General features: G+C 39.0%; 9 protein-coding genes. 2 read left to right on the top strand and 7 right to left on the bottom strand.

Features of this window, described 5'->3' with window-relative positions; translation table 11 throughout:
• The first annotated feature begins 1 nt into the window (after position 1).
• Positions 2-769, top strand: a complete 768-nt coding sequence (locus tag INP51_RS04725; protein WP_193736577.1) for a response regulator transcription factor — start codon at positions 2-4, stop codon at positions 767-769.
• On the opposite strand, the gene INP51_RS04720 is transcribed toward INP51_RS04725, so the two are convergent.
• Positions 729-3,146: a glycoside hydrolase family 31 protein gene (locus INP51_RS04720; RefSeq protein ID WP_193736576.1), complete on the bottom strand. Its 2,418-nt coding sequence runs from the start codon at positions 3,144-3,146 to the stop codon at positions 729-731. The two genes, INP51_RS04725 and INP51_RS04720, sit on opposite strands and share 41 nt — an antisense overlap.
• 116 nt (positions 3,147-3,262) lie before the next feature.
• Positions 3,263-4,348, bottom strand: coding sequence for a Gfo/Idh/MocA family protein (locus tag INP51_RS04715; RefSeq protein ID WP_193736575.1), 1,086 nt, complete (start codon positions 4,346-4,348; stop codon positions 3,263-3,265).
• A 246-nt stretch (positions 4,349-4,594) separates the two neighbouring features.
• Here INP51_RS04715 and INP51_RS04710 point away from each other — a divergent pair, with 246 nt between their 5' ends.
• Positions 4,595-5,476, top strand: a complete 882-nt coding sequence (locus INP51_RS04710; protein ID WP_193736574.1) for an AraC family transcriptional regulator — start codon at positions 4,595-4,597, stop codon at positions 5,474-5,476.
• 11 nt (positions 5,477-5,487) lie between these two features.
• On the opposite strand, the gene INP51_RS04705 is transcribed toward INP51_RS04710, so the two are convergent.
• Genes INP51_RS04705 through INP51_RS04685 form a run of 5 tightly spaced genes read right to left on the bottom strand, consistent with a single transcriptional unit; the run spans position 5,488 to position 15,324 of the window.
• Positions 5,488-6,570, bottom strand: coding sequence for an alpha/beta hydrolase family protein (locus INP51_RS04705; protein ID WP_193736573.1), 1,083 nt, complete (start codon positions 6,568-6,570; stop codon positions 5,488-5,490).
• Positions 6,567-9,620, bottom strand: coding sequence for a glycosyl hydrolase 2 galactose-binding domain-containing protein (locus INP51_RS04700; protein WP_193736572.1), 3,054 nt, complete (start codon positions 9,618-9,620; stop codon positions 6,567-6,569). The genes INP51_RS04705 and INP51_RS04700 overlap by 4 nt, the downstream gene beginning before the upstream one ends.
• A gap of 52 nt (positions 9,621-9,672) precedes the next feature.
• Entirely contained in the window at positions 9,673-11,931 is a 2,259-nt protein-coding gene (locus tag INP51_RS04695) for a glycoside hydrolase family 95 protein (protein WP_193736571.1), read from the bottom strand.
• An 11-nt stretch (positions 11,932-11,942) separates the two neighbouring features.
• A complete protein-coding gene (locus tag INP51_RS04690) occupies positions 11,943-13,964 on the bottom strand; it encodes a beta-galactosidase (protein WP_193736570.1) in 2,022 nt (673 codons plus the stop codon).
• Positions 13,965-13,977: 13 nt separating this feature from the next.
• Positions 13,978-15,324 carry an alpha-L-fucosidase gene (locus INP51_RS04685; RefSeq protein ID WP_193736569.1) on the bottom strand — a complete coding sequence of 449 codons (1,347 nt, stop codon included), beginning with the start codon at positions 15,322-15,324 and terminating at the stop codon, positions 13,978-13,980.
• Between the last annotated feature and the right edge of the window lie 17 nt (positions 15,325-15,341).

The raw sequence follows: 15,341 nt of genomic DNA, 5'->3' as shown, positions 1-15,341 counted from the left end.
TATGTATTCATCACAGTATACCGTCATAATTGCGGAGGATGAGGAATTACTGTTGACTAATCTTGTTTCGAAGATAAACAATCTTGGCACTGATTTTATTGTAACTGGTCAATCTCAAACGGGTATTCAAGCGTATGATCTGGTGAAAGAACTGCAGCCGGATCTATTAATCACTGATATTCGTATGCCCATCATGGATGGGCTTACGTTGATTAAAAACGTAAAAGAATATTACCCCATGACACAATTTATTATAACCAGTGGATTTTCTGATTTTGATTATGCAAAATCAGCTATATCACTAGGGGTTTCTGAATATCTTTTAAAACCCATTGATTCCGATGAACTAAAAAAAGCTTTGTCCAAAGTGGAGGATTACTTTTCAAGTGAAGAGAATAATTATATCGCAAGCTTTAGTCAGGCATCTTCACGAAGCACCCCCGACGAAATTGCTGAGATGGTAAGAGATTATATTGTCAAAAATTATGCATCTGAAATCAATCTTAATCTGATGGCAAAATCTCTTCACTACAGTTCAAGTTATTTGACCAAAATATTTTGTTCACGCTATCAATGCACGCCCTCAAAATATCTTATCAACTTACGTATTCAAAAAGCCCGCAGCCTTCTTTCCCACCATCCGGAATATACAATCCGTCAAGTGGGTGAGTCCGTGGGATATACGGACCAAGGCTACTTTAGCAGGATATTCAAACGGCAGACCGGTGTCAGTCCTTTTGAGTATCGGGAGATGCAGATACATCCATAATTGTGACTGTATACCTTTCTTCTTTTGGCTGCCTGTGGTATGTCCCTGAAACATTCTCTACTTTGAACGTCCTGGCGTCATTGTTCCATACGGCTCTTGTAAGAGTATATACGTCTTTTTCAAAATTATAGTTGTCTCCTTCATCATCATATAATTCAAATGACGCATCCTTACCCGGGTATATCCAATATTCGATTCCTTTTTCCGGAATATCATCTGCATATTGAAGCCCTCTTGCCGTCGGAATTATGGAGCCTTCTTTGACAAAAAGAGGAATCCGGTCCAGGGGGGCAGGTACCGTGACTTTCTGTCCTCCAGTGAAGCCTTCATTCGTCCAGAAATCGTACCAATTACATCCTGCCGGCAAGTAACATTCCCTTTGTTTTACAGAAGATAGCTCCTTACTGTTCGCCTCATAATACATTGGCTGTGTCACCGGGCATACCAGTATAGATGGCCCGAACATAAACTCATCACATATCTCTCTTGCTTTTTCATCGTCAAGAAAATCAAATACCAGACTCCGCATGATTGTTCCATGATTTCTATGTACGTTTGCCGCAGCGGAATATATATATGGCATTAATTGGTATCTTAAATTAATAAATTTCTCAATTGCATCATAAAATATCGTTCCTCTTTTTCCAAAATTCCATATTTCACGTGGGGTATCCGTTCCATGTGAGCGGAACATCGGAAGAAAGCAGGCAAATTCAAGCCACCGTGTATAAAGTTCACAATATCCCAAGTCATTGATGCCATCATCATATTCCCCGCACCAAAACCATTTTGGCGAAGGATCCAAATTGGCTCCGCAGCCTCTGTTTTGCCATTTTGATCCGACAGTGAAGAATCCGCCAATGTCTAGAGTCCAATACGGATAACCACTAAGTCCGACATTCAATCCCTCTACGATCTGTTTTTTCAATGTATCCCACGAAGCATAGATATCTCCGGACCAAAGAACAGCGCCATACTTGCTGCCTGAGAGATAACCTGACCTTGTGAGATTAAGCACCCGCTTTTTATCCGTCGTTTTTCGTTGGTTTTCATACATTCCCTTCGCATGTAACAGAGCAAAAATATTTGCTTTGTCAGCTCCGAGAAATTTTTTATGGTCCTCTCCGACTAACACATATCGCTCCCAGGGCTCCCGTTTCACAGGTCCATTCCAGTCAGCACCCGTAAAAGGTTCTGTGGAATCACACCACCAGGAATCAAAGCCCTGATCAAAAAGTCCTTCTTTCGCCTGTTTCCAATATAGGGATCTTGCATGTTCATCGAATACATTATAAGTAGAGTTATCACTTAACAGATATCCCTGCTCGAGAAATTCTGTATAATTCTCTCCGCCTTTATTCATATTCGGCCACACAGAAACCATAGAATGCACATGCATCTTTTTTAATTTTTCTGCACAATCTTTCATATTTCCATAGCGGTTTTGATCCAGAATCTTCTCTCCCCATTTTCCAGGCTCCCAGGAGTTCCAATCCTGAACAACACAATCTATGGGCACATCTAATTCGCGGTACTTTTTTGCAACTTCAACCAATTCATCTGCAGAATGATACTGTTCTTTTGATTGTATGTATCCATATGCCCATTTGGGAAGCATCGCTGAGCGGCCGGTTAGTTCTCGGATATCACTGACGAGATCATCCATACAAGTTCCTGTAATAAAGTAATAATCCATTTGGTCAATACTATCCATGTAGAGATAAGACCCTCTCTCATCATCATTAAAGGTCATCAGCGAACAACAATCCACAAGTATTCCATATCGTCTTGTAGATAAAAAAACAGGCATTGGAATCCTCATATTGTGTTGATATAGATATTGAACATGATGTCTGTAATTGTAAATCCCCTCTTCCCCTTGCCCGAGGCCATATATGCCTTCATCATCTGCAAAAGAGAATTTCAACTGTCCCCGAAAGGTGGTTCCAACACTTTTCGGCTTTAAATTGGATATAAAATTCCGCTCACCATCCACTGTCTTTTTTCGTTCAATTACAGGTGCTTCACCCCCTGTTGTGTATTGAACTTTATTGATCTGGGTAAGTGTTTTACCTGCCTCCTGAAGATATGTGGTTCCAGTCAAAGCATCTTTCCAGCACATAAGACCAGTATCTTTTTCGATTTCCACACACATACTGGAAGTGATTAGCTTTACACACTTTTCATCTTCTGTCACTTGAAAACCCACATTTGTTTTTTCTTTTTTTTCAATCAGATAAGAATCCTCATTAATATCCTTCCTTTTTGTGTATACACATCTGATGATCCTTTCACTGATCGGTCTAAGACATATCTGTTCCTCATGAAACCGTATTGTCGCCTCATAATCATTGTAATTCCAACTGGATATTTTCATATTTTTCACCCCATATATTTGTAAATTCAGAAGAAGTCAGAATTCCTCATATGTCAATTATGTAATTTCTACTGCGATTCGTCTATGAACAATTCTCTCCTGATTTTGTACTTGTTTTACTCCAATTCATATTCACGCATCAATTCTGAGACTTTCACCGGCATTCCTGTTGTAAGAGAACGTTTCATCGCCTCCATAATACCAATCGTATGAATTGCCTCAGAAAGATCTGGCTTTGGAGTCATGTTTTTCTGTAAACACCTTGCAAAGTATTCAATATAATTCTGATATTCTCCGGCATGATGATTTTCTTTCTCAAAGCGGAAATAGAAATCATGTTTGTCATCATAAGTTTCCATTCTGTCATGCCTGCCGGTTTCATCTATGGTTCTTTCATAATATTTTAATTTGCTGTATCCACCCCTTGAAATACCTGTTGTTCCCCGCAAGGTACACTCAATTGGGAATTCTATGTTCCCGTCAAGACATGGACTTCCATAGGCTCCCTCTACTGTAGCAAAATGACCGCTTTTATCTTTCATAACAAAAGACATCGTATCTTCCGTATGAATATTATAGCTTTTCATATTGGGACTCACAGATCCGTATCCAAAAACCTCTTCAATCTCAGGGATATACCACGTCGCAAGGTCCACTGCATGTATCATAAAATTATACATCCACGAAAATCCAGGCTGCCTGCTCCAGTCTCGTTCCAAAAACCAACGAGAATCGTTTTTATAATGTGTTTCGACAGAGATTAACTCCCCAATATTTTTTTCTTCATATAGTTCTCTCTGACGTTTTAAAGGTTCAAAAAATCTGCTGCTCTGACCGACAAAAACCAATTTTCCAGATTCTTTCTCACATCCAACTAAATCTTTTGCCTGGTCAAGCCCTATCATTACCGGCTTTGTGCAAATCACATGCTTACCTGCTTTTAATGCCTGTTTGATATGCTTGGCGTGAAATTGATCCGGCGTATAGATTCCAATGACATCAATACTATCATCTGCTAACATATCTTCATATCTTGTTGTATATTTAGACAAACCAAACTCTTTTACGCGCTTTTTGCAAAGTTCATCATTTAAATCACAGATGTTTCCCAATTCATAATAAGAACTTTTTTGTACTGCTGAAATTACGCTGCGGCCTTCTCCTAGCCCTAACACTCCCATTACCAGTTTATCATCTTTCATTACGACCCTTCTTTCTATAAACTCCAGACTTTTCTACCTACATAGCATGGCACTTTTATCAAGTTTACTTTATCTATAGTTTATACAGAAATGTATACCCTTTCTTCCAGTATTTTTATCGAAATTTATATTATTTTACGATTTTTAGTCAGATAGGTTTACATGAATACAAAAAAATATTATAATTGATTTATATAAAAGAAAAAGCGTGAGACATGAAAATATAAGCAAAGGAATCTCATATAGATGAATATTTATCAGGCAGATTTTAATTTTTCCACAAAAAATCCGTTTATCCTAGAAACGTTAACCCTAAACAGAAGTGATAATGCAGACAGCGATTTTCATTGGCACTCCTGTATAGAAATCACGCTTATTAAAAGAGGGATTGGAATCTATAATGTTAAAGAAAAAACCTTTTCCGTCTCCCAGGGGGATTTTGTCATATTTAATCCAATGGAAGCACATGGATGGGAAGTTTTGAGTGCTCAGATGGAAGTGATAGTTATCCTTTTTCCAACTGAGTTAAGCACAAACCTAATAGATTCCTCACACAATAAAGTCATAACCGACTTTATGATATATGGCGTTAGTTTTTATAATAAGATAGAAAAGAGTTCTGAGCATTATCCAGAATTCCTTGAAACTTTTCATTCAATACTTGTCGAGGATCAAACGCGGAAGATAGGATATGATCTTATCATAAAGTCTGATATTCTAAAATTATTTATCCATCTAATAAGATACTTTAAAGCTTCTCCTGATTCTCCCGAGAATTACAGAAATCGAGAGAGCGGAATGTTACGCCTGAAAAAGGTGTTTCAATATCTATATAGCAACTACAATGAAAAAGTTACATTACAGCAAATGGCATCCCTTTGTTATATGACTCCCTCCTATTTTTCTTCTTATTTTCATCAGACAATGAATTGTACATTCACCCGATATCTAAACGGAATAAGAGTCCAACAGGCACAAAAGCTTCTTTACACAACGGAAAAAAGCATATTAGATATTGCCAACGAATGTGGATTCCCTAATCTGTCAAACTTCTATAGAACATACAAAGATTACACAGGGTTCTCTCCAGGAAAGGAGAGAACCCGCATAGAGGACAGTACCGCCTGAGAAAACTCCCTTCAAATATCATGCAGCTTACGATACTCCATAATCCTATGCCAGTCATATCGGGTTAGATCGTGCGTTCCCTCTCGTAAATGATAGCCAATATTCCCCTTATGATATACATCGCCTGCTTTCGGATAAGCGTCCGCTGTCTCAATTCCTTGTTTGCCATAAATTTGATATATCTTATTGACAGCAATGGCATTTAAAAATTCAGATGTGGGGTCTGACCATAAATCCTGTTTTGCGCTTGCTATATAAAGATTTCTAGGTGCAATCAAAGCAGTCAAAAAATGTTGGTCAAAAGGCATCTGATTTTCCTTTTCCATATATTGAAAAAAATTGCTGCAGAACCAAAGTCTGGATCCCTCACCATATAAATTCCTGATTCTCTCCCCGGTTTTCCCGCGAAATAAGGCAGCCCCTCCTGCTCCGGATTCATTGGCAGCGGTTAGCCCAAAGCGTTCATCAAAAGCCCCTGCCACCAGAGCAGCCTTGCCTAATCTTGAATGCCCCATAACAGCAACTCTGGCTGCATCTATCTCTTCGTGAAAAAGCAGATAATCAAGAATCCTGGAAGCTCCCCAGGCCCACATTCTAAGCTTTCCCCAACTGTCAAAGGAATTCCTTGAAGCAAATCTTCCCAGTCCATTATGGTGGCCGTCATAATAATCAGGTGCCATGTCCTGATAATATATATTCGCAATTGCATATCCATGATCTATAATTTCTTCTCCTATACCATCAGCAATCGCTGCTGAAAATGAAAGATAAAGAAACAATGGCGGTTCTTTCCGTTTTTTTGGTAATACCAAGGTGAAAGGAAAGGACATGACGCTGTAACTCGATTTTATTGTCAATTGAATCGTTTTCATGTCTGCCTTTCCTCCATAAGCATTCCCGTCTTCTAAAAGGCATGCTCCATCTGTGACAGTCTCAAATCGCGGAGGGTACCCAATAAATTCTCTGCTTAAGATCTCTTTTAATTCAATTCTTCTTTGTTCCCAATCATCCCTGCCTGTTATCATTTCTCCTGTCTGAAGTTGGAGAAGATTCGGCAAATCACGATTCTCTAACTCTTTTTGCAGGAAACTCATACTATTTCACCTTCTATAAGTTTTATCATCAGTTGATCTAATCCGGGATTATATCCAATTCTCCCATTACAGCATAATGTTACAAGTATGACCGTACCCATTCCAATCCTGCATATTTTTACAATTGGTTTTCTGGGTTTAGGTCCTAATTGAGATTCCGTTGGCTTTTTATCGTATGTATAGACGATATCTCTGCCGGGGATTGTTGTCTCGATCGTACAGCTGGCAGTCGCATCTACATAACCTTTTTTATTGTTGTATACCATCTCTATTGAATACTTTTCATATACATCCAAGGCGGCTGCGAAAAACACTTCTGTACCAGGACGTGTGCTCACTTGATATTCAAACAATTGAAAGGCCGGGGTATCTTCTGTCATAAGTAAAATTCCCCTTCCCCCACTTTTTATATAGTTTTCAAATTTAGCTAAAATGTCAGAATCAAATTTGCTCAGCATCCATACGTCGAGTGTTTCACCTATGATTTTTTTCTTCTTCGTATACACTAGTTTATCAGCGAGATCCTGCGCTGCTCTGCCATAGACATACGATTCAATCTCTGTAGATTGTCTTCGATAAATCTGCAAATTTAGTGTCTCTTGATTTAACAAGATGTAATTCTCGTCAAAGATTCCAGCTTTTATAATAACTGTTCGATTCTGCTCTTTCCTTTGTTGAAATCTGACATTGATTTTTCCGGCATAACACGCATTTGCTGCATCTGCTTCTGCAGCCTTCTCAAATGTCTGATAAGGTCTGTCCTCGCCCTCTTCAAAAATTTCTGCAATGATTGTAAGGTTTCTATTCTCAGCCGTATCATTCAAAAGCCATGCTTCAATATCGACAACTTCATCATCATACACGTGATTTCGGCCTGTATATAAATTTATTCTCAGCGGGATTAAAGCTTTCTGATAAGCAAAGTAAGCTCTTTTTGGATTCCTTTCGCAGTCAACCAGTGCTTTCATCCAGCCGGCGGGCCAGGCATCAATCAAGAGATGAATGGCGGTTTGGTTGATGATGTCGGCCCTTCTTCGAAATGCATCCGTCATTAGTCTGGTCGCTTTCGCCTGGTGTTCCTGGCTTTTTACTATCCAATCATGAACGTTTTGCTGCTCTTTATACCAATCCCCATGGACCAAATACGTTTGCGATTTCACAATTTTATCTGGATACCAGTTGCCATCCACGCTGTCTTTTAACCATTCTTTCGGATATCGCTTATTCATAACATCTTCATTATCAAGTCCCTCTGCACCATATTCGCCACAACCTGTCATCCATCCTTCTTTAACTGGCGGAAGATATCCCCTCATAAGTTTCCCAATTGGCTCACCATGATTTGTATACCACATGGTATAACAGTGAAAATCCGGCATACCTTCAAGCGTTGGACCATCGTAGTCACCTTCTGCATTCTTAACCACGCGATCCGGATTCTCAATGTAGATAACCTTTCTTGCTGCTTGAAAGAACGCTTCCAATTCATCTCTTTGCAGATGTCGATGTCCTTTCATTTCATATCTCTTAGAAAACTTATCCTCAGGATTTTCTGTACGGCGAATACACATGGGCTCATTGATGAACGTCACCATGCAGGTGGATACATGTCCTCGAACTAAATGTTCCATTTCTCCAACCTGCTTTAAAGCCTCCGATACTTGTGGTCTTCGCAAAAAACCAAACAATGGAAAATCGCACTGATTCATCATTCCCAGCATATCAAAGTAATCGTAAATTTCGTCTTGAACAGGTCTTTGTGTGATGCGGTAAAAGTTCATATGACAAAGCTTAGCGATCAGAATATCATCAATCAGCTGCGAGATGTTTCCGCTCATTGCACATTGCTGCAAATTTCCCATCTCATTGGCACCTCTTAATACAATTGGCCTATTGTTTAAATAAAATTTTCCCTTTGGTGTACAACTCTCATCACTGACAAATTTTTTCATACCAAAGTTTCTGATTCGCTCGGATATGGCATGCTCATCTTTTTTAACTTCAATGAAAGCTCCATATAACCATGGTTCATCCGGGCACCATAATCTATAATCTTTTACAGGAATACGATATCTATATTCATTCTTCCCTGGGCCTATATAGGAGATGTGTGCAGTTAATTCTCCAATTTGTTTTCCAACATAATTTCTTGGCATCAGCCTGATGCAAAACTCGTAATCCTCTTTTACTTCTAAAGTATAATTATGTACCCCTATTCGAAGCTCCACATAATCCAAATCAATTTCCGGGCGTACAAAAATATCATCGACATATATCTCCGGCCGGACTTGTAATTCTACCTTTCCAAATATCCCGGCACCAGCCGGACAATGATGCCATCCCAAATCAGAATCATCCCATCCGGGACCGGTCGCTGCGTATATTTTATCGCCATCCAGGACCGGCCCTGTCCCAAGAATCGGAATCTCGTTCTTACACAAGACAATGAGCTCATTGTCTTCTTCCAGATACTTTGTAATATCAAAAGAAAAAGGTGCAAAAATCCCTTCATGGCTCCCGATATAATTTCCATTCAGATACACCTTGGCAATATAATCCACGCACTGAAAGCGTAGAACAACCCGATCTTTCTCCTGGCATGATTGAATCTCTTGATTCAGAAGAGCTAAAGAAAACTCATATTTATAATAAGCCTCCCAGTTCCCATCTTCTTCGGCAGGTCCCTTATAATCAGGAATTCGAACGTGTGTCCACTTTTTCTCAGGATCGTTCTGATTCATAAAAACTTCATTCTGCTCCAGATAACGAAACTCGAAATCTTCTAACTGGATAGTCTTAATTTGCAGATTCATCTTTGGAAGGTAATTCTTCAAAAAGGGTTTGGACCAAATCCTAAGTCTATCCAAATCTTGCTTAAATTGTTCTTGTTGTTCCTCCCAGGAGGGATCTTTTTGCCAGGGAACATGAAATTTTGGCCGGCTGACCTCCTCAAGCTGAACCTCACGCAGCAATGGTGCCGGAACCTCTCGATCCTTATGTTTATCTGGATGTTTTGTCATCGCTATGCTTTGAAAAAAATCCTGACCCATATCTTCACCTCTCTTACTGACTTATCTTTTCTTTCATTCCAACTTAGTCGGATTACATTCGTATATAACTTGCAATTCCTGATTTTAACTTTAACGTCTGAACCTTATCATGATAATGAAATTCAACTTGCTGGTCCTTGTCAGGAATTACCATACACTCTTTTAACTTTGAATCCTCCCAGACGACATCTGCTGTCATACCTCCGCGAAGTCTGACACCTCTTAACTCTCCTTTCTTCCATTTTGACGGAAGTGCAGGCAGAATATCAATATATCCTCCATGAGACTGAATTAACGCTTCCAGGATCGCCTCAACAATGCCAAAATTCCCATCAATTTGAAACGGCGGATGAACATCAAGTAAATTACCCTGAACTGAGTTTTGTAAAAATTCTATGAGATTATTGAAAACCATATCTCCATCTTTGAGTCTGGCAAAAAAGCAGGCAATCCACGCCTTACTCCATCCCGTATGACCACCGCCATGGGAAAGCCGATATTCGATTGTCTTTCTTGCCGCTTCGAATAATTCCGGTTTTTGTTCAACAATTTCATTTCCCGGATGTAAACCGTACATATGAGAAATATGGCGATGTCCCGGCTCGCATTCTTCATAATCTTGATACCACTCCATAATATGGCCATCTTTTGATATCCGGGTAGGAGGCAGTTTCGTCAACATATTTTGTATGATTTTACGGTCTTTTTCATCATCTATTCCAACAATCCCGGAGCCTTCCAGATACCAGGTAAATAATTGTCTCAATATCATATTATCCATTGTTGGAGACATTGATAATGCACCTTTTTCACCGGCAGATGAGCGATATGTATTTTCAGGTGATACAGATGGCCCCGTCAGCAGATACCCATCCTCATCTTCATAAAGATAGTCTTCAAAAAAGCGAATCGCTTCTCTCATTACCGGCAGTGCCCTCTCTTTTAAAAATTTCTCATCCTGAGTAAATAAATAATGTTCATACAGATGCAAAGACAGCCACGCCCCTCCCATTACCCAGAACGGAGAAGCGTCAAAAATACCTTCTATATCCGTACTCGCCCATAGATTTGTATTATGATGAGCGCAGAATCCACGACATCCATACACTTCTTTCGCTGTAACTTTCCCACTTTCAACCAGACGATCTAATAAATCAAACAGTGGCATATGACATTCCGGAAGATTACATTTTTCAACAAACCAATAATTCATCTCCTCATTAATATTAATGGTAAATTCACACTGCCATGGCGGTTCATAGCTGCCGTTCCAAATTCCCTGTAAGTTAGCGGGAAGTACACAATTGTAAGAGCTTGAAATCATCAAATATTTTGCAAAATTAAATAGCAATAAAGTTAAGTAGTCCAGATATGTCTGATCTCCTTTTTTTAGACTGTCTAATAATTGATCTGTTGGCAACTCAGAGGGAAAAGATTCGCACGACATATCGTTCGATGTATGATTAAGAGATAAGCTGGTGCGATTGAATAATTCTCCATATTCTTCCATATGTTCCTTTTTCATCTTAGAAAACCCAGATCTTACGGCTTTGTCAAGGTTATCCATACACTCTTCTTTGTACCGCGCATTACCGGCAAAATCTGTCTTTGTCGATAAATATATATACACTTCTTTTGCCTGTTCGCAGTAAACAAAATCGCCCATAGTGCTCACTTTTCCGCCCTTGGCAGTCATTCGCACCCCTGTGAAATAGCTTACACCGCCAACACCATTGATTCCCCAGTTACCTACTGTGTTGTCATCTATTTTTCCTGTGTTTTCTTCAAAGGGCTTTCGGCTCATATTAGCGCTTAAAGTCAATCCTTTTTCTCCGTCACTCGTAAGCCTGATTGCCAAAACATGATATCTCTCACTGACAAAATGTTCTCGTATATAAGTAACACCATCCATCGTATATTGAACTGTGGCAATTCCATGGTCAATATCCAATTCTCTTCTATACTTTGTATATTTTGTCTGGTTCCCCATATAACAAAGGCGAAGATCACCTGCCGGCTGATAAGGATTGTTATACTTCGGCGTGGATGTCATAGACATTTTTGCAAGGAAAGCGGCTTCTGATACCCTGCCTTTTTGAAGTAGTTGTCTGATTTTATTTATGTTTGATTTCGTTTCCGGATTCCTTCTATTTCTTTTTGGTCCATACCACAGGGTTTCTTCATTAATAAAGATCGTTTCTTCATTCACCTTACCCATAACCATAGCTCCGATACGGCCATTACCAATTGGCAGCCCATCATCCCATCGTCTGGCTGCTTTATCCAGGAATATTATATTACGACAGTTCACAAATACCCTCCCTATACACTTTTCATTGCAATTAAATACCCATTTCTATCAATTTTATGTTTTCCTTTCAGAACTTTTCCGGAAAGGCAGTCAATAAACATTCCCGACACATGAATTTCCGTTTCTTCACTGTTGAAATTAAAAATAAAGTATACATCTTTTCCTTCATATCTGCGGCGGACAACTTCAACCTTATCATTTCCAGATAGCTCATGAATAAAAATTCCATTGTTTTTACATATATTCAAAAGAAAAGTTTTTAGATCTTCTTTGCAAAAATCCGTTCCAATATAATAAGCCATTCCTTTGCCAAAACTATTTCTGGCAATCACACCTTTATCCTTTTTATAGTCAGTCAGATATTTGCCGGCCAGTTCACTGTCATCTGATAAAATCTCACTCCATATTTCATCAGTGGTTGTGATGGAACAATCACCCTCTTCTATCTTTAAGTGATTATGATTGTTCTCAAAAACTGGTTCTACTTCTTCTACCGTAGTTCCAAATAAATCACTCAAACCGGAAGGAAGAGATCCTACATACCCGACATTGTCTATATTTTTTACACTTGTCAAAAAAGTGCCAAGAAGAATTCCTCCGTGACTTACATAATTTTTTAATTTTTCTCTCATCTCTAACGACAGGACAAATCCTGTAGGTAAAATCATTATTTTATACTGGTCAAAATCCTGATCATAGGATATTACATCTGAGTTAACCCCTACTTCCGACAAACTTTGATAGATTTTTCTGCAATAGTCAAAATAATAAAAAGAGGAATCATTAACAGGTTTTATCCGCAGTGCCCAATGAGTGTCGTAATCCAGACAAATCGCCACTTCGTTTACAAACTTAGAATTAGAGATGATTGGTTCAATCTTTCTTAATACTTCTGCTGTTTCCTTCATCTCATAATATCTTCTTCTTGGTACTCCGTCTGCATCTACAATCGCATAGTTTAATTGTTCTGCCCCTATGGGAAAAGTTCTGAATTGAAAATGCAGCATCATCTGAGCTCCATGAGCAAAAGATTGGATTACGGCCTGTTTCAGAGCTCCGGGATTAGGCTGCAGGCGGCCTGAACCGCCAAGTCTATGTCCGCCTCCTGACATAAACTCCATGACCCAAAAAGGCTTTCCCGCCTTTATCCCTCTTGCAAATGCATAAGGAAATGAATCCACAGCAGTATCCCGTAATCCCGGGTAGTAATCAAAACCATAGCAGTCTAATTCTTTTGTACTTTTATAATAATCAATGCTGTTAGTCGCAATCCCTGTTGCATTGGTAGTGACAGGATACTTCGTATATTTTTTTAGAATTTTAGTTTGCAGATTCTGGAATTCAATAAGAGAATCACTGGAAAATCTCTCGAAATCAAGGCGAACCGTGGGATTTTCATAGAATGCATGAATCTGTTGCTGTGCACCTACTTCAATCGTGTTTACAGGTGGATTAATCTGCGAAAAATCATTACATTCCTGAGACCAAAAGACAGCGCCACTTCTCCGATTGAAGTTTTCAATATTTTTATATTTATTTTTTAACCAGTTACGAAATTTCTCACTACATGTCGGACAAACACATCTGCCAGTTCCTTCTTGTGCTAATTCATTGTCAATTTGAAATCCGGCAACATAAGGATTCCCACCGTAATGTTCTCCAATTTTTTCCGTAATAAGAGCAGAATATTTCCGGAACGATTTATTATTATAACAATAGTGCCTCCTGCCGCCAAAAGGTCTTCGTACTCCCCGGTTATCCATATATAAAATATCCGGATGTTTTTCAACTAACCAAGCCGGGGGGCAGGCGGTCGGTGTACATATAATTGTCTTTATACCATCCATCCCCAAATTCTCAATCACCAAATCCAACCATTCAAAATGAAACTCTCCTTCATTTGGTTCAAATCTGTTCCATGCAAATTCTCCCATTCTGACAGTATTAATGCCAGATTCTTTTATTAATCGAATGTCATGTTCCAGCTCAGCTTTTGTTTTATGCTCTGGATAGTATGAAACGCCGTAATACATAGTTAATACCTTCCTATTCCTTTCCAGTAAAATAGATCTCCTGTTCCTTTGGTTGTTGATGTTCCTTGTCTAACTTTAACTTAAGGATTGTATCTACCTCATTTTCTCTCTCTTTTGGAAGTCTTATCTTAATACCCTCTTTATTTTGCCTATATTCACATTTTTCACCATTAAAAGTAGTACATGCTATAATGTTTTCCGAAATGCTTGGAAGTGTTACATCCATAAACTTTTGAGTATCTAAAACATGTAAATATATTGTATCGTTTTTATAGGTTGTCCCATAGACATTGTCTGATGGCTGGATTGGTCCGCCCCTTGTTCCATAGATGCTTTCTCCATACTTTCTTAGCCAGTCACCAATCTCTCTGACTCGATCCGTCACTTCCTTCGATAGCTTTCCGTTTTTATCAGGGCCCACATTGAGAAGGAGATTACCATCTCTGCATACTACATCCACCAGCATTTTAATTAACCATTCAAAGCTGGAAACTGGATCATTCTCCATCCATCCCCAGGAAGAACCGCTGCATATGCACATGTTTTTTTCCCAGGGAACAGGAATAATATTTCCTTTCATCTCATGAGAACCCTCATCACAATAAAAGTCTCCTTCCCATCCGGAACGTGGATTAATCATCGTTTTTGGATTATACTTACGTACAATTTTATTTAATTTTACAGGTTCCCAAAACCATGCACTGGAAGTATCACTTCCCTTATGCGCTAACCACGCGCCGTCATACCACATGATATCAATAGGACCATATCTGCTGCATAATTCCTCCACTTGACCGTAGCATTGCTGTTTCATAAGCCTGGCATTTTCTGATTTTCCTTCCGGATCAAAATATCCGGGAAAACGCCAATCCATCGGAGAATAGTATAATCCCACTCTTAGACCCGCTTCTCTGCATGCATCCACATATTCTTTTACAAAATCTCGCTTTGACGCGGTATTATAACTCGTAAATCCTTCATAACATGAAGGGCTGTCCCAAAGGGAAAACCCATCATGATGTTTTGTAACCATTATCATATATTTAGCACCAAGATCTTTTGCGAGACCTGTCAGCTCTGTCATTTTAAAATCTTTCGGATTGAATTCATCAGCTAACGACTCATACTCTTCTTTTGGAATTTGTTCATTGAAGTAGGCCCACTCTCCTCTGCCCAGAATTGAATACAACCCCCAGTGAACAAACATTCCAATTTTCGCATCTCTCCACCACTGAATATCTTCCTTTGAAAGCTTTAATCCCGGGCTCTTGACCCCACCTAAACTCTTTAAGTTAATCGAGCTTTTTAACATAGATTTTAATTCTGCACCTGTCATTTCCCTAGGCATATTATTTCCCATACAAAAATCTCCTTAAT

It is taken from the genome of Blautia liquoris, from assembly GCF_015159595.1.
Lineage (GTDB): Bacteria > Bacillota > Clostridia > Lachnospirales > Lachnospiraceae > Novisyntrophococcus > Novisyntrophococcus liquoris.
The sequence above is the reverse complement of the archived record's forward strand: the minus strand, read 5'-3'. Positions and strand labels throughout refer to the sequence as shown.